Origin of the sequence: Acinetobacter sp. UBA6571 (assembly GCF_002434085.1) — a bacterium.
Lineage (GTDB): Bacteria > Pseudomonadota > Gammaproteobacteria > Pseudomonadales > Moraxellaceae > Acinetobacter > Acinetobacter radioresistens.
On sequence record NZ_DJJJ01000058.1, the window covers coordinates 1 to 23,398 of the forward strand.

Annotated in this window: 24 protein-coding genes; 6 read left to right on the forward strand and 18 right to left on the reverse strand. The window is 42.3% G+C overall.

The window, feature by feature from the left end:
- Positions 1-376: 376 nt before the first annotated feature.
- From B3X18_RS11360 to rplM, 5 genes are all read right to left on the reverse strand, one after another.
- On the reverse strand, positions 377-1,054 hold the full coding sequence (locus tag B3X18_RS11360; RefSeq protein ID WP_005024795.1) for a hypothetical protein: 678 nt from the start codon (positions 1,052-1,054) through the stop codon (positions 377-379).
- A 19-nt stretch (positions 1,055-1,073) separates the two neighbouring features.
- The gene (locus B3X18_RS11365) at positions 1,074-1,502 is read right to left on the reverse strand and encodes a ClpXP protease specificity-enhancing factor (RefSeq protein ID WP_005024797.1); all 429 of its coding nucleotides are present in this window, start codon (positions 1,500-1,502) and stop codon (positions 1,074-1,076) included.
- 9 nt (positions 1,503-1,511) lie between these two features.
- Complete coding sequence (locus tag B3X18_RS11370; RefSeq protein ID WP_005024799.1) at positions 1,512-2,165, reverse strand: glutathione S-transferase N-terminal domain-containing protein; 654 nt, start codon at positions 2,163-2,165, stop codon at positions 1,512-1,514.
- A gap of 336 nt (positions 2,166-2,501) precedes the next feature.
- A complete protein-coding gene (gene rpsI / locus B3X18_RS11375; protein ID WP_005016111.1) occupies positions 2,502-2,888 on the reverse strand; it encodes a 30S ribosomal protein S9 in 387 nt (128 codons plus the stop codon).
- Between the two features lie 12 nt (positions 2,889-2,900).
- Positions 2,901-3,329, reverse strand: a complete 429-nt coding sequence (gene rplM / locus B3X18_RS11380; RefSeq protein WP_005016108.1) for a 50S ribosomal protein L13 — start codon at positions 3,327-3,329, stop codon at positions 2,901-2,903.
- A gap of 553 nt (positions 3,330-3,882) precedes the next feature.
- Between rplM and pdxA the strand changes: the two genes are divergently transcribed.
- From pdxA to B3X18_RS11395, 3 genes are read left to right on the forward strand one after another with little or no spacing between them, the layout of a single operon-like run.
- Entirely contained in the window at positions 3,883-4,848 is a 966-nt protein-coding gene (gene pdxA / locus B3X18_RS11385; RefSeq protein ID WP_005024803.1) for a 4-hydroxythreonine-4-phosphate dehydrogenase PdxA, read from the forward strand.
- Between the two features lie 20 nt (positions 4,849-4,868).
- Complete coding sequence (gene rsmA, locus B3X18_RS11390; RefSeq protein WP_005016100.1) at positions 4,869-5,681, forward strand: 16S rRNA (adenine(1518)-N(6)/adenine(1519)-N(6))-dimethyltransferase RsmA; 813 nt, start codon at positions 4,869-4,871, stop codon at positions 5,679-5,681.
- Positions 5,682-5,684: 3 nt separating this feature from the next.
- Positions 5,685-6,527 carry a symmetrical bis(5'-nucleosyl)-tetraphosphatase gene (locus B3X18_RS11395; protein ID WP_005024805.1) on the forward strand — a complete coding sequence of 281 codons (843 nt, stop codon included), beginning with the start codon at positions 5,685-5,687 and terminating at the stop codon, positions 6,525-6,527.
- Between the two features lie 114 nt (positions 6,528-6,641).
- On the opposite strand, the gene B3X18_RS11400 is transcribed toward B3X18_RS11395, so the two are convergent.
- The 5 genes from B3X18_RS11400 to B3X18_RS11420 form a co-directional block, all read right to left on the reverse strand.
- Positions 6,642-7,088 (reverse strand): DUF2147 domain-containing protein, encoded by a 447-nt coding sequence (locus B3X18_RS11400; protein WP_005404335.1) that lies wholly within the window; start codon positions 7,086-7,088, stop codon positions 6,642-6,644.
- A 95-nt stretch (positions 7,089-7,183) separates the two neighbouring features.
- A complete protein-coding gene (locus B3X18_RS11405) occupies positions 7,184-7,852 on the reverse strand; it encodes an LrgB family protein (RefSeq protein ID WP_005024806.1) in 669 nt (222 codons plus the stop codon).
- 12 nt (positions 7,853-7,864) lie between these two features.
- Positions 7,865-8,236, reverse strand: coding sequence for a hypothetical protein (locus B3X18_RS11410; RefSeq protein ID WP_034671175.1), 372 nt, complete (start codon positions 8,234-8,236; stop codon positions 7,865-7,867).
- A gap of 38 nt (positions 8,237-8,274) precedes the next feature.
- On the reverse strand, positions 8,275-9,615 hold the full coding sequence (hflX, locus tag B3X18_RS11415) for a ribosome rescue GTPase HflX (protein ID WP_005024810.1): 1,341 nt from the start codon (positions 9,613-9,615) through the stop codon (positions 8,275-8,277).
- 89 nt (positions 9,616-9,704) lie between these two features.
- Positions 9,705-9,842, reverse strand: coding sequence for a hypothetical protein (locus tag B3X18_RS11420; RefSeq protein ID WP_005024813.1), 138 nt, complete (start codon positions 9,840-9,842; stop codon positions 9,705-9,707).
- 180 nt (positions 9,843-10,022) lie between these two features.
- Between B3X18_RS11420 and B3X18_RS11425 the strand changes: the two genes are divergently transcribed.
- Complete coding sequence (locus tag B3X18_RS11425) at positions 10,023-10,835, forward strand: lysophospholipid acyltransferase family protein (RefSeq protein ID WP_026056672.1); 813 nt, start codon at positions 10,023-10,025, stop codon at positions 10,833-10,835.
- 67 nt (positions 10,836-10,902) lie between these two features.
- On the opposite strand, the gene B3X18_RS11430 is transcribed toward B3X18_RS11425, so the two are convergent.
- Positions 10,903-12,501: a phospholipase D family protein gene (locus B3X18_RS11430; RefSeq protein WP_051590403.1), complete on the reverse strand. Its 1,599-nt coding sequence runs from the start codon at positions 12,499-12,501 to the stop codon at positions 10,903-10,905.
- A gap of 136 nt (positions 12,502-12,637) precedes the next feature.
- Between B3X18_RS11430 and B3X18_RS11435 the strand changes: the two genes are divergently transcribed.
- Complete coding sequence (locus B3X18_RS11435) at positions 12,638-13,648, forward strand: metallophosphoesterase (protein ID WP_026444223.1); 1,011 nt, start codon at positions 12,638-12,640, stop codon at positions 13,646-13,648.
- Positions 13,649-13,711: 63 nt separating this feature from the next.
- Here the strand turns inward: B3X18_RS11435 and B3X18_RS11440 are convergent, their stop codons facing one another.
- Positions 13,712-15,025: an MFS transporter gene (locus B3X18_RS11440; protein WP_286935607.1), complete on the reverse strand. Its 1,314-nt coding sequence runs from the start codon at positions 15,023-15,025 to the stop codon at positions 13,712-13,714.
- A 139-nt stretch (positions 15,026-15,164) separates the two neighbouring features.
- On the reverse strand, positions 15,165-15,806 hold the full coding sequence (gene trhA / locus B3X18_RS11445; RefSeq protein ID WP_017401201.1) for a PAQR family membrane homeostasis protein TrhA: 642 nt from the start codon (positions 15,804-15,806) through the stop codon (positions 15,165-15,167).
- 102 nt (positions 15,807-15,908) lie between these two features.
- On the opposite strand from trhA, the gene B3X18_RS11450 reads away from it, so the two are divergent.
- The gene (locus tag B3X18_RS11450) at positions 15,909-17,129 is read left to right on the forward strand and encodes a class I SAM-dependent methyltransferase (protein WP_005024824.1); all 1,221 of its coding nucleotides are present in this window, start codon (positions 15,909-15,911) and stop codon (positions 17,127-17,129) included.
- 93 nt (positions 17,130-17,222) lie between these two features.
- On the opposite strand, the gene B3X18_RS11455 is transcribed toward B3X18_RS11450, so the two are convergent.
- The 5 genes from B3X18_RS11455 to B3X18_RS11475 form a co-directional block, all read right to left on the reverse strand.
- Positions 17,223-18,092, reverse strand: a complete 870-nt coding sequence (locus B3X18_RS11455) for a patatin-like phospholipase family protein (RefSeq protein WP_034671169.1) — start codon at positions 18,090-18,092, stop codon at positions 17,223-17,225.
- 19 nt (positions 18,093-18,111) lie between these two features.
- Positions 18,112-18,438, reverse strand: coding sequence for a hypothetical protein (locus tag B3X18_RS11460; protein WP_005016067.1), 327 nt, complete (start codon positions 18,436-18,438; stop codon positions 18,112-18,114).
- A gap of 207 nt (positions 18,439-18,645) precedes the next feature.
- Entirely contained in the window at positions 18,646-20,784 is a 2,139-nt protein-coding gene (locus tag B3X18_RS11465; RefSeq protein WP_005024829.1) for a 3-hydroxyacyl-CoA dehydrogenase NAD-binding domain-containing protein, read from the reverse strand.
- Between the two features lie 10 nt (positions 20,785-20,794).
- A complete protein-coding gene (locus tag B3X18_RS11470; protein WP_005024831.1) occupies positions 20,795-22,000 on the reverse strand; it encodes an acetyl-CoA C-acetyltransferase in 1,206 nt (401 codons plus the stop codon).
- A 188-nt stretch (positions 22,001-22,188) separates the two neighbouring features.
- Positions 22,189-23,199 (reverse strand): AraC family transcriptional regulator, encoded by a 1,011-nt coding sequence (locus B3X18_RS11475; RefSeq protein ID WP_005024833.1) that lies wholly within the window; start codon positions 23,197-23,199, stop codon positions 22,189-22,191.
- Between the last annotated feature and the right edge of the window lie 199 nt (positions 23,200-23,398).

The window sequence follows — 23,398 nt, forward strand, 5'->3', positions numbered from 1 at the left end:
GCCAGCTCATTATTCTAAAAAAGCCCCCTCATCGAGGGGGCTTTTTTTTATGCGGGGGTTAAATAATATTAGAATGATATTTTTTGAACTCTTTTAAATAATAGTCAATAATTCATCTAATGTTAAGTAGCCCTATATAAGGGTTAAACAATATAAAATTTAATGAATATTCAAGAAGCTTGCTCTAGCGTATAAACATTTTAATATTTAAATTTCTTTTAAGGGGCTGAGTATTAAAAAAATTATTTAACCTTATAAAAAAATAGAACTTTTTTATTCTTATATATTCAATTTATTCATAAATTAATCGAATAAAAAATTGTGAGGATAAAGAAAAAGGGCAGTTCAGCCCTAGTTCTTATAATTTTTATATTAGTTAACCCATCAGATTATGATAAACACTAAACAGAATCCAAAGAATCACAAGTGCTACAATTGGCTCAAGGACCCGCGCCCATCCAGGCACAAGTGGAGTAGACTCTGCAGTCGATTGTAGTGCCTGTACAGGCTGCTGATGAGGGCTCTCTTGAATATTTTGCTGATTTACCATTTGATTAAACTCCTTCATGGTTTCTTCTAATGATAACTCTTCTTGCTCAATTGGTTTAGAACCTATCAACTCAGTTAACTCACTTGTTGCCCAAATCCAGTCATCTGCCTGTCCGGATAAGTGTTCAATTTGTCCTAGTAAGAGTTCTTTTAGTCCTGAAGGTCCGAAATTCCCTGTATCATCTAACTGTTTAATTTCAGAGAACTGTACTGATAATACCTGTGTAATCGCATCTTCCAGCTCAGATTTACTTAAATTGGACTGATTCTTAGGGCAGGTGGTTAAATGCCGGGCGATTTCCTGTATATACAGCTGATCTTGAGTACGAATTTCTTGATAAACCTTATTAGCATCATAACGCCATAAAGTAATCAGCTTTGCTAAAGCAAGCGTATTAATTTCACAAATATACTTTTTTCTTTGGTCAGCTGGGTATTGTTTAAGCAGCTGAGGCTTTTGAATTTGTATTTGCTCAGCGAAATATTGGACTAAATCAAAAGCCATGGTGAACTCCCTAATTTTTTTAATCTAAAAGTCTCAAACTCGGTTTTTTCTTAGGTGAATCAGTTGTTTCTTGTTCAGCAGATTTTAAAGTATCTTTTTCTGTTTGGGTATCTGGATATTCTGCTGGATCGAAAAATAAGCCCTGACCATTTTCTCGTGCATATAAGCCTAGTACTGCCTCAATAGGAACATAAAGTTCGCGAGATGCGCCGGAAAAACGTGCAGAGAAAGTAATAGCCTCATTACTCATATGAAATTGATGTACTGCATGAGGTGCAATATTAAGCACAATCTGTCCGTCTTGAACAAACTGTTCTGGAACCATCGTTTGAGGATGGGTTGCATTGACCAGCAAGTGTGGTGTTAACTGGTTATCACAAATCCATTCATATATTGCCCGGGCCAGATAAGGACGGGTAGGGGACAAGTTAAGTTCTTGTTCAGTCATAATCGAGCTCTATTGATTAACTAGAATTTCATTGAAACGGTTTTTTTCTTGCTGGGTCATCGATTTGACAAAAGCAGGACGGCTAAAAATACGCTGACAATAAAGCAGGATTGGCCGGCAATGCTGTCTTGGCAGTTCAATTCCCATAGATTTTAACCGTATAAAAATAGGTGCCAGCATACAATCTAATATTGTAAAGTTTTCAGACATAAAATAGGGAAAATGTTGAAAAAGCGGAGTTAAAGAAACCAAGGTATCTTTAAGCTCCTGCCGTGTCTGTTTTTGTTCTGGCTGGCTCAATGTGTCGGTATGGCATAGCAGGATGTCTGCAAGTCTGAGCCAGTCCTGTTCAAGACGCCAGATATATTGACGCTGCTCTGCACGCTGCATAGGTGCATCCGCATAAAGCTTATTTTGTCTATAGCGATCATCAATATATTCAGAAATAATGACTGTATTGAAGAGCTTAAGATCTTGTTCAACCAGCATTGGTAAGCGGTTATAAGGGTTCAGGCTGGCTAGGTCTTCATCTTCATGATCAACCAATACCAGATGGTATTTAATCTGTTTTTCAGCCAGTACCAAGCGAATCCAGTGTGAGCGGAAGTCATCTGCATGACTATATAACGTAATACCCTGTAGTGGTGTATTTTCCAAAGACATAAACCAGCAAGAAGCAAAGTGGATAAATTAGGATACTAAAATTCAACCTAAAAAGCACGAACCATAAAGGACTAATCCTATTAAGACGGGATAGATTATAAGAAAAATGACAGGAGTGGGATAAAATGATGATTAAATTAATGCTATTAATATTTTTTGTTATGATCGGAGTAATTAATTACTATCTAAACAAGTCATTCTGGTGTCATGAAGGAATCTGGGGTAAGGATGTTCATGAACAATAAAAATTTAATCGTCTACTTTAGAATAGAGGGATGAATCAATAAAAAAGCCCTGATAAAAACCAGAGCTTCTTTGACCGATTCGGTAAACGAATTAACGTTTAGAGAACTGAGGACGTTTACGTGCTTTACGTAGACCAAGTTTCTTACGTTCAACTTCACGAGCATCACGAGTTACGAAACCAGCCTGACGAAGAGACGGTTTTAGTGTTTCGTCAGCAGCGATCAGAGCACGGGTAATACCGTGACGGATTGCACCAGCTTGACCACCGATACCACCACCTTTAACAGTGATGTAAAGGTCATATTTTTCAGTAGCTTCAAGAAGCTCTAAAGGCTGACGTACAACCATACGAGCAGTTTCACGACCGAAATATTGCTCTAAAGAACGGTTGTTGATCACGAGTTTACCAGTACCAGCTGATAGGAAAACACGTGCAGTTGCGGTCTTACGGCGACCTGTGCCATAGTTAGTAGCCATGTGCTGTATCCCTTAGATATCCAAAACTTGTGGCTGTTGAGCAGCGTGTGGATGCTCGCTACCAGCGTACACTTTCATCTTCTTGATCATTGCATAACCAAGAGGACCTTTTGGCAACATACCTTTAACAGCTTTTTCTAGAACTGCTTCAGGTTTGTGAGCGATTAACTTTTCAAAGTTAGTCTCTTTTAAACCGCCTGGGAATTCAGTGTGGCGATAGTATTTCTTGTCAAGTGCCTTGTTACCAGTTACTTGAACTTGCTCAGCGTTAATCACAACGATGTAATCACCAGTGTCAACGTGAGGAGTATAAGAAGTCTTGTGTTTACCGCGTAAACGACGAGCGATTTCAGTCGCTAGACGACCAAGAGTTTTGCCAGAAGCATCAACAACGTACCAGTCGTGTTGTACTTCAGCTGGCTTCGCGCTGAGAGTTTTCATTCAACCACTACCTATTATAGTTGGTTTGGACAAAGAAGCTGTCCAAACAAAAAGGAGACCGAATTCTACCCGATAATCAGGAGAACCACAATAAAAAAATCGAGTATTAGGCTTCTAATGTTACGCTTTAAATTATAAAAAGAGAAGGTTGTTTACTGGATCCTTCTAAAGCAAATTTGTATAAAGATATCTTAGTTAAAGAAAGGTAGGCCTTTTTAAAAATACGGCACTAAATTTGTGTGAAGTGCTTGTACTTCATAAAGAATAACGGGGCTCCAAAAGGGCTAGTCAGTTTATAGTCTGTATTAGCACTATATGACGAGCCCTAATATTTTAAATATTAATTTTACTGCTAGTATTCTCTATATCTATAGAGTTTTAAATAAAATTGATGAAGCTATAGAATCTTTTATCTGGAAGCTTGTTTATTTTAATCAGCATAACGCTGCTACATACAATTTAAGACCCTATACAATGCTCTCAGCTGTACAATATAAATTAAAGATGATTAGGTCTGAAGTTAATCATCCTTAAAACTCAGGAGTCGTTAAGTATGCTGCCTTTATATGTGACCAGTGGTGAGCCAGCAGGAATTGGTCCAGATATTTGCCTTGGTTTGGCAGAACGTATGGATCGACGGCCGATTGTTATTCTGGCTGACCGCACATTATTACTCGACCGTGCGGAACAGCTGGGCTATAGCCTTAAACTGATAGACTATACAGGACAGCAGCAAGGTTGTGTTCCGGGTGAATTATATATCGAACATGTTCCTCTAAAAGTACCTTGTAAAAATGGTAAGTTAAACCCCCAAAATTCAGCATATGTACTTGAGCAGTTACAGCGCTCGGCAGCTTATGCCATGACAGGAAAAAGCGCGGGGGTAGCGACTGCACCTGTACAAAAATCTGTAATCAATGAAGCTGGAATAAACTTTAGTGGTCACACTGAGTACTATCAGGAGTTTGCCGGGGTAGAGCGTGTAGTGATGATGCTGGCAACCAAAACCTTAAGAGTGGCACTGGTCACTACTCATTTGCCCTTGCGTGCTGTTCCCGATGCCATTACAGAAGAACGCCTGCATCAGGTGATCAATATTTTGCTTCATGATTTAAAAACTAAATTTAAGATTGAGCAACCGAAGATTCTGGTTTGTGGTCTAAATCCGCATGCAGGTGAAAATGGTTATCTGGGCCGTGAAGAAATTGAAGTAATTAACCCGGTATTAGAACATTACCGTGCACAAGATATTAATATGAGTCTGAGCCTGCCCGCTGATACATTATTTACGCCAGAAAACCTAAAAGATGCTGATGCTGTTTTGGCCATGTATCACGACCAAGGACTACCTGTGCTAAAATCTCAAGGTTTTGGTGAAGCCATTAATATTACATTGGGTTTACCGTTTATTCGTACTTCAGTTGATCACGGCACTGCATTATCGCTTGCCGGAACTGGTCGGGCAAAAAGTTCAAGTCTGCAGGTTGCTGTTGACCTGGCGCTTGAGTTAGCTCACTAATTTTTGTTGGAAATCGTTCTATGTATCATATTAATGCCCTAAACCCTAAAGATGAAGGGCATAAGGCGCGAAAACGCTTTGGCCAAAACTTCCTGCATGATCAACGGGTAATTGAAAAGATTGTACGTTCAGTCAATCCTCAGCCGGGTGATAATATTGTAGAAATTGGTCCTGGACTGGCTGCGTTAACTGCACCTCTTATTGCCGAGTGTGAAGCACTGACCGTGGTGGAACTGGACCGTGATCTTGCAGCAGGTTTGCCTGGACGGGTACCTTATCCTGAGCGTTTGACCATTATAGAATCCGATGCATTAAAATATGATTTCAGTCAGCTTTTTAAAGAAGGTCAGCCATTACGTGCAGTAGGCAATCTGCCTTACAATATTTCTACGCCATTATTGTTCCATCTCCTGGAGTTTGGCGATAAAGTCAAAGATATGCATTTTATGCTGCAAAAAGAAGTTGTGGATAGAATTACCGCTGAGCCAAATACTAAAGAATATGGGCGTCTGTCAGTGATGATTCAGTATTATTGCAAGCCGACCTATTTGTTTGAAGTGCCACCCGGTTCATTTAATCCACCACCCAAAGTGACATCTGCAGTATTTCGACTGGAACCCTACAAAGACAAACCGATCGTAGCCCAGAATGAAAAGGCTTTGGCACGTTTAGTTTCGCATGTTTTTACCCAGCGTCGTAAAACTCTGCGTAACAGCTTAAAAGGAATGCTGGCAGAAAATGGTTTTGAAAAAGCCGGGGTTAATCCGATGGCACGTCCGGAAACATTAACACTTGCCGAATTTGTTGCTCTTTCTGACAATATGGTGAACTAAGATATGGCAAAACGCTATAACTATATTATCGGAGACATACAGGGCTGTTTTAAGGCTTTAAAAGCATTACTCAAGCATATTCAGTTTGACGCTAGCCAAGATTTTATCTGGTTTGCTGGAGACATTGTCGCACGTGGTGAAAACTCACTGGGTGCATTGCGCTTTGTCAAAAAACTGGTTGAGAATGGGGCAGCAGCTACAGTTCTGGGAAATCATGATCTGAATCTTTTGGCCTGTGCCCGTGGTTTGAAAGAAACCAAACCCAAAGATAAAACTCAGGAAGTGATTGATGCTATAGATAGTGACGAGCTGATTGACTGGTTACGAAAACAACCCCTGTGTCTATTTCCTGACGAGAAAACAATACTAACCCATGCCGGCGTGCCTTGTATCTGGACCGCAGAACAGACTGCCTGCTTGGCCCATGAGGTGGAGGCTATACTGGCTCATGAAGATTTTACAGTATTGGATGACTTTTTAAGCGCGATGTACGGCACAGAACCAGACACATGGTCAGATAAATTGCAGGGTAATGCGCGTTTACGCTGTATTACCAATTATTTGACCCGGATGCGCCTTAGCAATGCGGAAGGCCGTCTTGAGTTCAGCTTTAAGGATTCTTTAGATGACCCAATGCCGGTAGGCTTTCAGCCCTGGTTTGAATTTGATTCTAAAGCCGCAGAAACACATCAGGTTGTATTTGGTCACTGGGCAGCCTTACAGGCTAAGACTGTCAGTACGAATATTCAGAATGTTGACGGAGGCTGTGTCTGGGGAAATCAGCTGGTTGCATTTCGTCTGGAAGATCAGCAATTATTTAAAGTCGATAATCCTTGCGTTGACTAAGAGGCTTATTCTGGTTTTTTGATGAGCCATATGCTAGAAAAAATTGTTAGAAATAACCTATAAAAAACCACTCGGTATGAGTGGTTTTTTAATGAAAAAATTTTATAGATTAAATTAGTCCTGACGAATCCAGGTCTGATTACGCCCCAAAGCAGAAACGCCAACATAACCACGTAACTGAAGACGTTTACCATTCGAACTCAGTTTGGCTTTCATGCTGTAAATTTTTCCACTTAAAGGATCAATAATACGGCCGCCCGTATAGTTTTCACCTTCAGTATGTTTTAGACCAGTTAATACATCCATACCAAGAATTGGTTTATTGGTATAAGGCGCTGGACAATTTACACATGTTTCTTTAGGTGTATAACCTGGACGTGGTGTAACTTTGATAATACGCCCAGTAAATGAACCATTGGCTTCCTGCCTGATCTCAATCAATGCTTTAGATGAGCCAGTTTTATCGTCAATATTTTTCCAGGTCCCCGAAATATCCTGTGCAAAGGCTGCACTCGACAATGCGGAAAAAATGATGGCGCTGGCAAACTTAATTTTCTGCATCATTCAAATCCTTTTTGTATGAAAATGATCACAAATGTTATAGTAAGGTTAAACTTTAAACTCTTCAATCTTTATTTATGATTACCAGGTCACATTTATTGTAAATAAAGCAAGAATGTTGGAAGCCAGATTGCGGTAAACACACCATTGACAGCCATACCAAATGCTGCATAACGACCGGCCACCTGTCCACGTTGCCAAGCTTGAGCTGTACCAATTGCATGTGCTGCTAACCCCAGTGCAAGGCCAGATGCCCGTTCATCATTAATGTGTCTCAAGAGCAAAGGTGAAAAAGCAGCCCCAATCACACCAGATAGAATTACAATCAGGGTGACGAGAGTTAAAGGTGCATGTAACAAGGTAGCAATGTTCAGTGCAATTGGTGTTGTGACTGCCCGGGTTGCAAAAGCTAAAACAGTGGATTCAGACATGTGCAATAAATAAGCAAGAGTCATGGGTAATGCAACCGCACTAACACTGGCAAAGACCAGAATGCCGACCATTGATTTTAAGGGAAGATCGTCATAACGCATGGCCGCCAGCGGGACAGCTAAAGCAACAGTTACATAACCCAGCAGTCGATTAAAAATTGGATTGACATTCTGCATGTAATCTTCATAAGGCTGCTGAAGCAAGGCTAGCAGTCCGACCACAATAAACATACCAAAAACCAGTAGGGGAACCTGAGGAAATCGTTGATTCAAATATTTTGCACAGAAGTAGCTGACTGTAGTCAGCAAAAAGCCAAAAATAATCATGAGCATCGTTTTTATTCCTTATAACCAGCGTTTTGCTATTTTTGCATAAACCCATAACGGGAACAGGGTACTGATCACCAGCACTACCAGAAATAACGGAATATCTTTACCCATATGTATCAGCATCATAAGTGAGCCGGCACAGATGGGTAAAAAGGCAAAAGCGCTTTCTTTCATGATCTTATTATTGGTATCCACCAGACGGTGTGGCAATTTTTTAAATCTACGCCAGATCAACAGGATAATCAGCAGGCTGATCAGTCCAGTCAGATTACCCAGTTCAGGATGATTCCAGATTGACATGACCCAAACAGCAGCTTCACGGAAGATAACAATCAGGGCAAGCGTACCTGCCCAAGCGGCCCAGTCTATATTTTCAATTCGGTCCATGTCTTATTCAGCTTTTTTAAAACGTTATTTATCACGTTTTAACCTATCTGGTCCCTGATTTCAAACTCTTCCAGTGGTCGTTTGAACTGTTGAGAGTTCTGACCAAGTATTTCATCAATGGGTAAATGAGCTTGCTTGATCAGTTGCTCGAGTTTGTGGGGGGCCATATTCACAGTCAGATGAAGTTGACCTTCATCATCATAGGCTTCTGATTGGATCACATTCAGAGCATAAAGCTGTGTACGTAGCTTGCCATAAGCAGGCTTGAGGACCAGTTCAAATTGCTGGAGTTGGCCCATGAGACATTCCTGAACAGCCTGACGTAGCAGTTCAAGTCCCTGGCCTGAATGTGCCGATACATACACCCGTTCCGGCATGTGCGGTTTGGCATAGATAATTTTGGCTGCTTCACCACTTACATCGATCTTATTGTATACGCGCAGTACAGGTACATCAGCTCCAATTTCTTTAAGCACTGACTCTACGGCATCAATCTGTTCCATCATATCAGGGGTGCTGCTATCAATCACATGCAGCAACAAAGTCGCTTCCAGTGTTTCTTCGAGCGTAGCCTTAAATGACTCTACCAGAGAGTGGGGCAGGTTACGTACAAACCCTACCGTATCAGCCAGTACCAGACTGCCAATACCATCCCATTCCAGTCGCCGTAAGGTTGGATCTAATGTGGCAAAGAGCTGGTTAGCCGCATAGACTTCAGTATTTGCCAATATATTAAACAGGGTAGACTTACCGGCATTGGTATAACCCACTAGTGAAACAGTTGGAATAGCAGCTTTCTGACGTGCAGCACGACCTTGCATGCGGGTCTGGCGTACTTTTTCAAGTTTGTCTTTTAGCTGGCCCATACGGATCCGCAGTAAGCGACGGTCTGTTTCTAGCTGTGATTCCCCCGGACCACGCAAGCCGATCCCGCCTTTTTGTCGTTCTAGGTGAGTCCAGCCACGCACCAGACGGGTAGACAAATGTTCAAGTTGTGCCAGCTCAACCTGCAGTTTACCTTCATGAGTCCGAGCACGCTGTGCAAAAATATCCAGGATAAGGCCAGTCCGGTCAATGACACGGCACTGCATGACTCGTTCGAGGTTACGTTCCTGTGCAGGAGACAGGGAATGGTCAAAAATAACCAGATCAATCTCTTCAGTCTTGACCAGTTCAGCAATTTCTTCTGCTTTACCTGAACCAATAAAAAGTTTTGGGTCTGGCTTAATACGTTGTGCAGTTACATGGTGTAGGATTTCAGCGCCTGCTGATTGAGCTAAAAGGCGAAACTCTTCGGTATCGATATCTTCCAATAACTGGACCGAAACACTGACCAGGATTGCTCGTTCACCACCTTGATGTCGCTCAAAATATTCCACTAATCTGTAGACTCTCTAGCATTAAAACTTCATTTTAAATAAAAGCTGTATCCTACGCGAGCTTAATTAATTAAATTCGGTAACAAGCTTTAGATCATGCTGGAAAAGGCCTGAGCTGTTAAGATCATTCCACCGGCATACAGAATTGACCAGCCTAAAATAGTTTTTAAGGTAGAAAACATTTCAATATGTTCTACAGGGGGCTGCTGCTGGTTAGATACTTTCATCACCTTACCTCTATTTATTAATCCGATGAATATATAATATTTGATTGGATAAAATAATTAAAATTGAATTTTTTTATCCTTATGTTCGGTTTTTATCATCAATGCAAGGAGTGCTTTAAAAGTATAGAATGGAGCTGCAATTGAAATTGTTAAAATATGATCAGTTTTAGTGATAACTCTATGTCTCAGCTTTCCACTCAGCCTGTGCCGGTCTCCGGGCTTTCTAAAATCTGGCTTTACAGTAAAAAAATCGTCACGGGTATAGCACTTATCATAGAGGGCTTTTATCTGGTTTATCGTCACAGGTTATATAAGCATCCTAATAAAGTAGAAAATACCCGTTATGTACAGTATTTCTGTCGCCGTCTTGGCGAGGTATTTAATGTCGAGGTGCGGATTCATGGCACTATTCCTCGCCAGCCAGCACTTTGGGTCAGTAATCATATTTCATGGTTGGATATCGCAGTAATTGGTTCAGCAGCACGGGTATTTTTCTTGGCCAAGGCCGAAATTGAACAGTGGCCAGTGCTGGGTAAACTGGCTAAAGCAGGCGGTACGTTATTTATTAAACGGGGTTCTGGTGATTCAACCAGAATTCGTGAGCAGCTTACCGATTTTTTGAAACAGAATATTCCGGTTCTATTTTTTCCTGAGGCCACTACATCTGATGGCAGTTATATCAAGCGGGTATATGGCCGTTTGCTGGGCGCCGCATTGGCTGCACACAAACCGGTACAGATTGCGCTGATCTGTTATGTTAACCAGCAGGGAAAGTTAGATACGATTGTTCCGTTTATTGATGATCTGACTTTTGCTGAACATGTGCGCCGTGTACTTGAAATGCCACCTGTTACAGCCCACCTGATGGCTTTACCCGCTATTTCAGTAGAAGGCCATACGCTTGAGAGCTTAACTGCTGAAGTCCAGCAGGCTATGGTCAACGGTCTGGCCGAACTACATCAAAATGTTTTAAAAACTACTGCTATATCTTAAATTGAATAGCCAATTTGAAAATAAAAAGCTCGGTCGTCTGAGCTTTTTATTTTCTGTTCTGAATACTTTACATAAAGCCTTCTAGAGTTAACCAAGACAGGGCCTTAATGCCGGCACGTTCCCACCATTTCATTCGTGGCTCTTTATGATAGATCTTTCCACCCGGCTCTTGTGGCTGGAATTCCCAGGTCAGTTTATTATTGGCATCTAAAACCAGTTTATATGCATATTTTTTAAGATTTTCATCCATAGTTTTATGCACAGCGTTCGCCAGTTGAGGGCTGTTAAGAATGACTCCAATTTCAGAGTTTAAATAGGCTGAACGGGGATCAAAATTAAAAGAACCAATAAATACCTGTTTTTCATCTAGTGCCATCATTTTGGCATGCAGGCTGGAGCGACTGAGTCCTTTCATGCTGACTTTGGCTTTTTTTGAAATCTCCTGATTTACTTCATTTAGTTCTTCATCCGTGACAGCAGGTAGAAACTCATAAAGCTGTACACCATTTTCGAGCAACTGTTGACGGTACTTGGCATAAAATGCGTGTACAACGGCGACGTCATTTGCTGCATAAGAGTTAGTGAGTACCCGAACTTTAATACCGTCTTCTGCCAGCTGGCTCAGCATTTTCGCACCTTGCTTTTCAGGAACAAAATAGGCCGAGATCAGATCAACACTCTGTTCTGGTTTATCCAGATATTTTAATAACTGAAAATTGAGTAAACCTTCCTTTTTTGCTTTTGCTTTAATTTTTTCAGGTGGATCTTTAACGACTTCTGCTTTTACCCAGTCAAAACCAATTTTATGATAAAGCCATTCATCAAATGCTTTAGAACGGTTCGTCAGATCCAGATAGTTTTGTACACTCACTTCCTGATTATGGATGTCGAGCTGACGTTTTAAGCTTTCATAGCGTAAATGATGTCGCTGTGCACTGACAATTTCCTTAACCGGATAGGCATAATCATCATTCCAGTAGTCATCAAAGGAATGCACAATATCATCAACTGCTGACCCTAGCAGCATGACATCAACATCTGAGAACTGATAGGTTTCACTAACGTTATAGTACTGGTTGCTCATGTTACGTCCACCGATCAGGGCAATTTGGTGGTCAGCAATAAAACTTTTATTATGCATACGCCGGTTGATGCGTTTTAGGTCAAGCACCATGTCCATGGCACGGTATTTCCGGAAGCGATACGGATTAAATAGTTTAATTTCAATGTTTTTATGTTGTGATAACGCTAAATAAATTCCTTCCATGTTCTTGGCATTGTTATCATCTATCAGGAGCCTGACTTTAACACCGCGGTCTGCAGCACGAATCAGGGCATGCAGAGCCAGTGCACCAATCCGGTCGTTATCCCAGATGTAGTATTGTAAGTCTAAAGATTTTTCAGCTTTATCGATGAGACGCAGACGTGCTGCCAATGCTTCAAGTGGATCATATAGCACATGGTAACCGGTCAGGCCCGGATTCTGTTCACGTAGTGGTGTAACGATCTGCGAAAGGCTGGTTTGGCTTGCATCAATATCATGGGCGTACTGAGGAACCTGAGGCATTTGTCGAGGTAGCGTGGTACAAGCCGGAACAGTGAGCAGTAAACTGCAGCTCGCTAATAGCACAGCGCCAGACGAAGATTTCAAAGATCGTAAACGCATAAATAAGAGTGACCGATAGGACAGAAGAAACCGTAGCAATATGCTTACGAGTACAGAACTGAGCTAGAGTATAATTGGGTCGTAACAAAATATAAATATATAGCCCATTCGGGGCGATATGGATCAGAGATAGAGTATGCTGAAACTGACATCCCTAGTATTTTACTTTTATCTGAGCTTTGGACTCATTGCGCTTTGGGCAGTCTCTCAAGCCTGGATCAGCCAGTCGCGTACCGAAACGATTCATCCTTTTAAAGCTTTTGTGCATCTATTGGCTTTCTATCTTTCTTATCTGCTTTTTCCCTTATTCTTTTTTAGCCTGTATGCAGGCTGGAGTGGTTATTTCAATATCCATGAAGCTGTATTTGTCTTTCTTCTCAGCAGTGTGCTGATCTATGCACGTTTTATTGAGCCTCATTTAGTGCATGTACATCGGCACCAGTTCTCTTTAAATCCTGAAAAACCTTTCCAAAAACCGGTTAAGGTTGCTCTGGTTGCTGACTTGCATATAGGTTTATTTTCCGGACATGAACGCCAGCTTAAGATTATTGTAAATAAAATTAATCAGGAAAATCCTGATATTGTTGTGGTTGCCGGAGACTGGACATATGAACCTGAAAACCAGCTGGCAAAAGAACTTGAGATGTTGCGTGAGATTAAGGCCCCCGTATATTCGGTGACCGGAAATCATGACGAACAGTATCCGGGACCGCCTATTCAGGAATTATTACGACACGCATTAGAGAGTAATAATGTCATCGACATTGAGGGGAAGATTGTTGAATTTGATGAATTCCGACTGATTGGAGTAGGTGACTTGTGGGCAGGTAAAACAGACATGCGCTTACTTCCAGAGTTACCTCAAGACAAGCCTTGGTTAATTTTGTCGCATAATCCAGATACAGTAGATATGGTACCTGCTTTACCGACACGTCCCCTCATGCTTTCAGGCCATACTCATGGTGGACAGGTCGAATTGCCTTGGGTAACCAACTATATTATGAAGAAAGTCTCGATACTGGGGCATAAACGCGGTTTGTACAAGCACGAACATGCAGATGTATTTGTAACGGTAGGGACTGGAATGGTTGGGGTACCTTTTCGTTTTCGTGTACCGCCAACTATTGATATTATTGAATTAATTTGATACAGGCAGATTCATCATATAAAAAAGACGGGAGAAGCCCGTCTTTTTTATAACTGCTTCAGCTTAGATCTGGTTATTTACATCTTCATTTTTAGTTTCACGGATCAGCATAAACGCAATCAGTGAAAGAATAGAAGCAGCTGAGAGATAATAACCAACTGCTGCCAGGCCATAATTTTCAGCCAGTTTAGTCGCAATCAGCGGTGCAAATGATGCACCGAAAATACCTGCGAGGTTAAATGTTAAAGCAGAACCGGTATACCGTACTGAAGTCGGGAACAGCTCAGATAAAACCGTACCAATTGGCCCATAAGTCATTCCCATAATTGCAAGGCCGGTACATAAGAACAGGAATACGACCAAGGTACTACCTGATTCCAGCATGGAAGAAAATACCAGACCAAATAAGGCAGCCGCTATACATACCCCAATAGAAGTAGCTTTACGGCCAAACTTTTCTGCAAATACTGCAGAGAGTGGAATAAAAGCAGCAAAACATAAAGTTGCAATCAGTTGCAGTTCAAGAAACTCACCCCGTGAATAACCTAACTGTGTTGTGGCCCAGTTCAATGCAAATACAGTGGTTAGATAAAAGACAACAAAGGTACAGATCGCAGCCACAGTACCTAAAACCAGCATTGAAAAGTGCTTGGTAAATACTTCTTTAAATGGAATGTTAACTTCTTTCTGTTTATCAAGCACCTTCTGAAAAGCAGGGGTTTCATGTAATTTCAATCGGATATACATACCTACAATAACCAGTGCTGCACTTGCAATAAAAGGAATACGCCAGCCCCATTGCAAAAATGCTTCTTCAGACATCAGAGCGCCTAGGAGCAGAAACGAGCCAGTCGCCAGAATAAAGCCAATTGGAGCACCAAGCTGAGGAAACATGCCATACCAGGCACGCTTGCCTTCTGGTGCATTTTCAGTAGCCAGCAATACTGCACCACTCCATTCACCCCCCAGCCCCAAACCTTGGCCCAGACGGCAAAGTGCCAATAATAACGGAGCTATAATACCAATCTGTGCATAGGTAGGTAATAAACCAATACAGACTGTGGAGATACCCATCGTCAGAAGGGCAGCTACCAGTGTTGCCTTACGGCCAATCCGGTCACCGAGATGGCCAAATAGTGCTGCACCAATTGGGCGGGCAATAAACGCAATAGCAAAAGTCGCTAAAGACTGGAGTACTGCCGCGCTACCGATTCCTGCCGGAAAAAACAGGTGAGGGAAAACAATCACTGCGGCAGTCGCATAGATATAAAAATCAAAAAATTCAATCGTCGTGCCGACGAGGCTCGCGAATAAAACACGAGCCTTAGAGTTAGTCGCTACTTCGGTGGTAGCAGCTGTAGTAGTTGATGACGCCATGGGTAACCTTACACTTCGTAAAAATAAATATTAGTTTTAAAAGCGTAATCTTTTTAAAAAAGGCGTAATTTCTTAAAAAAACAACGAAAATTAATCCATTAATCTCGTTCAGGGTCACTGAAAAGTGAGTACAAATGAATTAGATTACGTAAAGATAGATCGCCAGGAAGTGTAATCCTGCGCCTAACAATACAAAAATATGCCAGATAGCATGAGTATATCTTACTCTTTTTAAGGCATAAAACAATGCACCAATCGTATAAGCCAAACCACCTGCAATTAAAAGGGTTATGGTCTGTTTTGACAGGTACTGTCGCATGTCATCCATAACTAGCAATGCCATCCAACCCATCAACAGATAGGCCAGCAGGGAAATCTTTTGAAAACGGTGAATAAAAATCAATTTAAATACTGTGCCAATACCAGCAATGACCCATAAGGCAATAAGCAGGTTATGTGCTTTAGTGGTAGGCAATGCAATACTTAAAAAAGGCGTATAAGTACCTGCAATGAGATAATAAATGGCTGTGTGGTCCAGTTTCTTGTACCAGAATCTGCGCTGCTCGGTTCTGGAAAAGTGATATAACGTTGAACTTGTGAACAGTAATACCATGCTGCCTGCATATATCCATAATCCAATCCACTGGCCAGTCGGGAGATCACTGCCTTTTATGACCATCAGGACACCGGCGATCACGGCAAGTACTGCACCGACTGCATGGCTATATGCATTAAACTGTTCTTCTCTTGGATGATAAGATTCCGCAAGTGGAGAAGTCATAAACCAACCAATATATTTAAAAGTACAAGTGTATATTAATGCAGTTTTGCTTTTCAGGTAAGAACATTTAAAATTATTACTAATTTATCTAGGATTCTTTCCATGACATCTCCTGAAAGCTTTTCTGAACAGGAACAGCAATTTTTAAAAGAATTTCAGCAATCCCTTGATTTAAATCATTTTGAACGTCTGATATTAAGTCAGTATCAAGGTAAGCTTGAGGGGCTGCAAAAGATTACTTTCCGTCTGGTTGAGCTGCAAAATCAAGTAAAACTCTCTGGCCTGTATCATTATCAGACTCAAGATGTCACAAAAAACTATACTCTAGAAGAGGCAGTGCTGCACATTACATCTCTGCTTCATGACTGTAAACAGGCTAACCTGCTGATTGCATCTCATGAACTACAGCTGAAGAAAAACAAGAAAAAGGTCATGCTTACCCGTACAAAAAGAAAAGACATAACCAGCAAAGATACACCACTTATTACTCATGACCGGGAAAAGCAGCGTTATGTTGCACAAGATCGCCTATTTTTAAAATATTTAGGAATTACCGACGAAAAGGCCCAGATTATTCCGAGCATGGCGCGTAAATGGAAACAGATTAATAAGTTTATTGAAATTTTCTCAGGTGCTTTTGAACAGATTACTACACAAGATAAAGTACGAATTGTTGATTTTGGTTCAGGCAAGGGCTATTTAACCTTTGCTCTATATGACTATCTGCAAGAACAGAAACAGAAATTGCCTTTAATTACCGGAGTAGAACTGCGGCCTAATCTGGTCAGTTTCTGTCAGGAAATCGCACAGAAATCTGGATTTGAACATCTTGATTTTTTTGAAGGAGATGTGCGGACCTATCATCCTGAGCATCTTGATGTCATGATTGCCCTGCATGCCTGCGATGTGGCAACCGATTTTGCCATTCATACCGGTATCCGTTTAAATGCATCCATGATTATGTGCGCACCATGCTGTCATAAAGAATTACGCCCTCAGCTAGAAAGTCCTGAGGTTCTCCAGCCAATGCTGCAATTTGGAATTCACGCCGGACAACAGGCCGAGATGCTGACAGATACTATCCGTGCCTTATTACTCAAAGCTTATGGCTATGATACCAAAGTCTTTGAATTTATATCTTTAGAACATACCAGTAAGAACAAAATGATACTCGCGACCAAGCGCAAGAACTTCAAGCAGCCTGACCAGTCTGTACTGGAACAGATCAGGGCTTTAAAGGAGATGTATGGTATCCGCAAGCATTCTCTGGAACTGTTGTTAAATGACCAATGGGATCAACAGGATATTGGTTGCAAATGTTAACCTGGAAAATCTGTTCAGTCTTTAACTAAGCACTAGTGCACTGTGAACCAGAATGAAATAGCGCAAAACTGAAAATATTATAAAAGCCTTGGACTATCTCAAGGCTTTCCATGCCTCAATAGCCTGCAGACCCACATCTAATCCCACTTCATAGGTATATTGCAGTTTTCGTTTATCCTTGCAGAGACGGTTGGCAAGCCGTTTGTCATCTGGTGGGCAGATTTCCAGAATCTTTTGTGTCACCGGTGCAGTTTGAGCCTGTCGAATGAACTTTACCGACTGATTATAGCGTTCACAGCGTTCTTGCAAACTTAAGGCAAATCCTTGATTCTTTTTAACTATATATTTTGCCAGAAACTGGTCACCCTTACTGCTGGCTTTAAAATAGTTTTTTGGCCGGGTACGAATCACCATTAGTTGCGTAACATCAGGCTGGGCTGCTGCCCACTGTATTGGCAGGGCATCTGCTACGCCACCATCGAAATAAGGTTTACCATTTACCAGTACGGGTTGACGGGTCAGTACCGGGATGGAACTAGACGCACGTAATCCGTCGAAAATGTTCTCCTGGCTGGCACGTACATATTCAGCATGGCCATGAATGGCATGAGTCAGAACCATATAAAAATCTGGATTTTGCCTGAACAGTGCATTCTGATCCAAAGGTGATTCCTGTTCAACAACATCCCACATCCACTGCATGTCTAGCAGATCACCCCCTTTAAGAAAACGGCCATAGTGGATGAACTCACGGCGCAGGGAATGATCCAGATAAATATCAATATTCCTTCCTATCTGGCCTGCAAGATAGTTGGCTACATTGGTTGAGCCAGAAGAAACCCCGACAAATAAACTGAAAGGATTAAAATCATGTTTTAAGAAAGCATCGAGCACACCACAGGTGAAAGAGCCGCGCATACCGCCGCCCTCTACTACAAGTGCATTACGTGTTAGATCTGTCATATGCTTTTAATTCATCAGTTTAATGAGAATGTTCCTGATCACCGTGGCTATGTTCAATATGTTCGCCCGGAGCGGTTGAGGTTTCAGTAGAGGGCTGATCCGGCTGCTGAGTTGCATTAGCCTTTTGCTGGTTAGCCTGTGCTGCCTGCATGGCTTCAGGTGACATGGCCGGTGCATTTTTAAAGGCATGCTGCTGAGTATTTTTTTGCTGCTGACTTGGCATATAGTCTGGCTCATTGGTTACAGCCAGATAAAAAAAGCCCATAAAGAAACAGCCTAGAATCACGGCAACAATCAGTGCTTTCCAGCCCCATGGAGAATGCTCAGGAGAAGAATGATCTACCATAATAAATATCCAAAGTAAGAAAAAATACTGACTAAACTGGGTATAGTTATAGCATAAAACTGTCAAGAAATAGACTGGGGATTTCTAATATACTGAAAATGAAAAAAGAATTTTTTGTTTAAAATATAAAAGCTAAAAATGGTTAAATATGAAATGTCTACATGAGAAACAAAAAAGACGCGCAATCGCGTCTTTTTGTTCTGATCATTAAGCAGCGATTGGTAGTCCAGATTGTGCATGTTGTCTTAATCGCTGTGGTGGAGCAAAACGCTCGCCATATTCTGCAGCCAGCTGTTCAGCACGAGCCAAGGCGCGTTCCAATCCGTACTGGTTCAGGTACTGTATGGCACCACCGGTCCATGGTGCATAACCGATGCCAAAGATAGAGCCTACATTGGCATCGACTACAGATTCCAGCACACCTTCCTCTAAACAGCGTAATGTATCTAGAGCCTGCACAAAAAGAAAGCGTTCAATCAGCTCCTGCTCTGGTACTTCCTTATTTTTATTCCAGCGGCTCAAGCCTTTCCATAAATATTTTTTACCTTGTGCCGGATATTCATAAAAACCCTGACCTGCGGCTTTACCCTTACGGTCAAATTCATGAATCATGGTTTGAATCACTTCATCAGCCGGTGTCAGGGGTAAATCTTGAGCTATGGCCTGTAACGCTTTACGGGTTTCTTTTGCGACATGCTCGCTTAAAGTCAGTGAAACTTCATCCTGAATTGCGAGTGGACCGACGGGCATACCTGCCTTGAGCGCTGCCATTTCTATACTCGCCGGATGGATTCCTTCAGCCAGCATGCGCAGACCTTCCTGTACAAACTTGCCAAACACCCGACTGGTAAAGAAACCACGACTATCATTGACCACAATAGGAGTTTTACCAATCTGCTGCACAAAGTCATAGGCTTTAGCCAGTGTGGCTGCCGAGGTCTGCTGTCCCTTAATAATTTCGACCAGTTGCATTTTGTCGACCGGGCTAAAAAAGTGCAGACCAATAAACTGCGCAGCATTACGACTGGCCTGTGCCAGATCAGAAATGGGTAGGGTCGAGGTATTTGATGCCATCACACCCGTTTCATTTAAATAGATTTCTGCTTGCTGGGTAACCTGTGCTTTAAGCTGTTGATTTTCAAATACAGCTTCTATTACCAGATCACAACCTTCCAGGGTGCTCATATCAGCTGTAGGATGGATCAACTGTAAAATCTGGTCACGTTTTTCAGCACTCATACGGCCTTGACTGACTTTTTTATCAAGCAGTTTCTGGCTGTAGGCTTTACCCTTTTCAGCATTTTCTATAGATACATCTTTGAGTATTACTGAAATTCCTTTAATTGCAATTGCATAGGCGATTCCTGCTCCCATCATGCCAGCGCCTAAAACAGCTACCTTTTTAGCCTGCCATTTTTCATATCCTGCCGGACGGCTAGCCCCTGACTTGATGGCATTTAAGCCATGCCAGAACGTTCCGATCATATTTTTAGACACCTGTCCGGTGGCCAGATATGTAAAAGCGCGTGATTCAATCGTAAGTGCAGTATCAAAGTCGACTTGTGCACCTTCAACAGCTGCTGCCAGAATCGCTTCAGGGGCAGGGTAGCAGCCTTTCGTTTTATCAGTCAGTATGGCTGGAGCAATCGCCAGCATTTGGGCAACCGCAGGGTGTTTTGGATCTCCGCCCGGAATCTTGAAGCCTTTAACATCGAAAGGCTGCTGTGACTGCGGATGAGCCTGAATCCAGTCAAAGGCCTTTTGTAATAGTTCTTCTTCATGATCTGCCGTATCATGAATTAGACCCAGTGATAAAGCTTTTTCTACACCAAACTGTTTTCCTTCAATTAAATAAGGCAGGGCAGTTTGAATGCCCAGCAGTCGGATCATCCGGACAATACCTCCACCTCCCGGTAACAAACCCAAGGTCACTTCAGGTAAGCCGAATTTGGTTTTAGAGTCTTTTAAAGCGATACGGTAATGGCAGCCAAGTGCCAGCTCCCAGCCACCACCTAAAGCTGTACCATTTAAACAGGCAACCACTGGAATACCCATAGTTTCGATATAGCGTAAATCTGCTTTGAGTTTTTGTACCATATGAAAAAATTCAGTTGCCTGTGCCGGTGTGGTAGTCACCAGCTCGTCAAGATCTCCACCGGCAAAGAATGTTTTTTTGGCTGAACGGAAAATAATACCTTTTACTTCAGTTTCAGCTCTGAGCTGCTGAACAACTTTATCTAGCGATGCACGGAACTCGGCATTCATGGTGTTAGCTGACTGGCCGCTGGAATCTAGGGTCAGCACTACAATCTGGTCTGTATTCTTTTCGTATTGAATTGCGCTCATGTTATTCTCCTTATACGCGCTCGATAATAGTAGCAATTCCCATGCCGCCGCCGACACATAAAGTCGCCAGGCCACGTTTTTTATCCTGACGCTCCAGTTCATCCAGTAAGGTCCCAAGAATCATGGCGCCAGTTGCACCTAGCGGATGTCCCATTGCAATTGCACCGCCATTGACATTTACTTTGGCTGGGTCAACCTTGAGTTCATGAATAAAGCGCATGACCACTGCTGCAAAAGCTTCATTGACTTCAAACAGGTCAATATCATCAATACTCAGTCCAGCCTTTTTTAGTGCTTTACGTGCAGCAGGTGCTGGCCCGGTTAGCATGATCGTCGGATCGGTGCCAACCAGAGCAGTCGACAAGATTTTAGCTCTAGGTTTCAGATTCTGTTCTTTCACTGCTTTATCAGAGGCAATCAGTACCAGTGCAGCGCCATCAACGATACCAGAAGAGTTTCCGGCATGATGTACATGATGAATCTTTTGTGCTTCCGGATATTTTTGTAGGGCTACTGCATCAAAGCCCATTTGGCCCATCATTTCAAAGCTCGGATTAAGTTTGGCTAGCCCTTCAGCCGTGGTATTCGGCTTGATAAATTCATCTTCTGCCAGAATGACAACACCTGCTTTGTCCTTAACCGGTATTACAGACTTTTTGAAATAACCACTGGCCTGTGCTTGTGTAGCTTTCTGCTGTGAATGTAGCGCAAAGTGGTCTACGTCTTCACGGGTATAACCGTCCAGTGTAGCAATTAGGTCAGCTCCGATACCCTGTGGCACAAAACCACTGTATAAATTGGTTTCCGGGTCAAGTGCCCAAGGTCCACCATCTGAGCCCATCGGTACACGTGACATAGACTCGACACCACCTGCCACCACCAGATCCTCCCAGCCAGAGCGAACCTTCATTGCCGCCATATTGACCGCTTCAAGGCCTGAAGCACAGAAGCGGTTAATTTGTACACCGGCAACGTCATCATTCCAGCCCGCCGCGACAGCTGCGGTTTTGGCAATATCTGCCCCTTGGTCACCTACAGGCGTTACACAGCCCAAAACAATATCATCAACTTTAGAAGTATCAAGCTGATGACGATGCTGTAATTCGTTGAGTAATCCGGTGAGCAGACTGATCGGTTTAACTTCATAAAGTGAGCCGTCTTTTTTCCCTTTTCCTCGCGGGGTGCGAATGGCATCAATAATATAAGCCTCGCTCATAATTTTTCCTTTTTATATTGAATGACTGGTTTTTCTAATTTTTGAGTGTACTGCAAAGCAAACAGAGTGCAATGACGAGAACGAATCAGGCTAAATGTTGGTTTTTGCCAATACTGAATATAAATAATTATAAAAAAGCCCAAGTGTTTACACCTGGGCGGAGGAAAACTCGGAAATTGAGTTAAGACTTAATGATAACCATGTAATTGGCGGTACAGACCCGGGGTGACACCAGTCCATTTCTTGAAAGCGCGGTGGAAGGTGCTGGTTTCACTAAAACCGACCTGCTGTGCAACATCTTCCAAGGTTAATTCCGGATTAAGCAGCAGGTGAATGGCAGCATCGCGGCGTAAGGCATCTTTAACTCCCTGATAACTTTTACCTTCTGCAGCCAGACGGCGGCGCAGGGTCTGCGGTGACAGATAAAGCATGGAAGCAACATCGTTTAAGGTTGGCATCTCTTCGCCAATCTGGCTCTTTAACACATCACGAATACGCGATGTAAGAGAATTTACATTTTTGAATTTCACCAGCAGTTGTGCTGGCGCAGTTTTCAGGAACTCTTCCAGTGACTCATCATTCTGACGGATGGGCAGGTCCAGATAGTCGGCAGCGAAAGTTACTTCAGTACGTGGTGCATCAAACTGCATGACCGGCGCAAAAAATAGCGCATCATATTCATCTGCATGGGCAGGGCGGCCATAACCAAAATGTACCCGTTCTAGCGGTATGCGGCGTCCGATCAGCCAAGAAGCCAGACCATGCCAGATCATCAGCATACTTTCAGTAATAAAGTGGTCCGGGTCCATACTTTTAGGAATTAATGGCACCAACCGTGCTTCATGCTTGTCACGCTCTAGCGTAACTGACCATTCATCACCAAACAGCTTATAAAACTGTGAAGAAAGTTCTAGTGCATCACCGAGAGTTTTGGCATGTATAATCAGCTGGCACATAATGGCAAAAGTGCCGAGCCGACGTGGCTGTACGTCAAAACCGACGTGTTCATCCTGAGTGACCATCCATAGCATTTTAATGAAACGGGTGTACTGTTCAGGCGAGATACGAGCTTTCGGCTGGCGTAGCAGTTCGGCCTCGATACCGACATGTGAAAGTAAGGTTTCTACATCCATGCCGAGGCGTTTTACACCAGTCAGAGCCGCATTGACGAAATGGATACTGATCGTATCGCGGCTCATGTTAAATCCTTCAGTCTCTTTTATGTTCACGTGTGGTTGACCTAAATGACGCTAAAAATTATTTAATTGGCAATTTACAATAGGTAGACTACCATTTTTACATGATAAATTGCCGAAATGATCAAGGTAAATGGCTGAACATGACATTGTTTACCCGATTTTATCTTTTTAAGATGAAATGAAACCTTATCTGGATAAA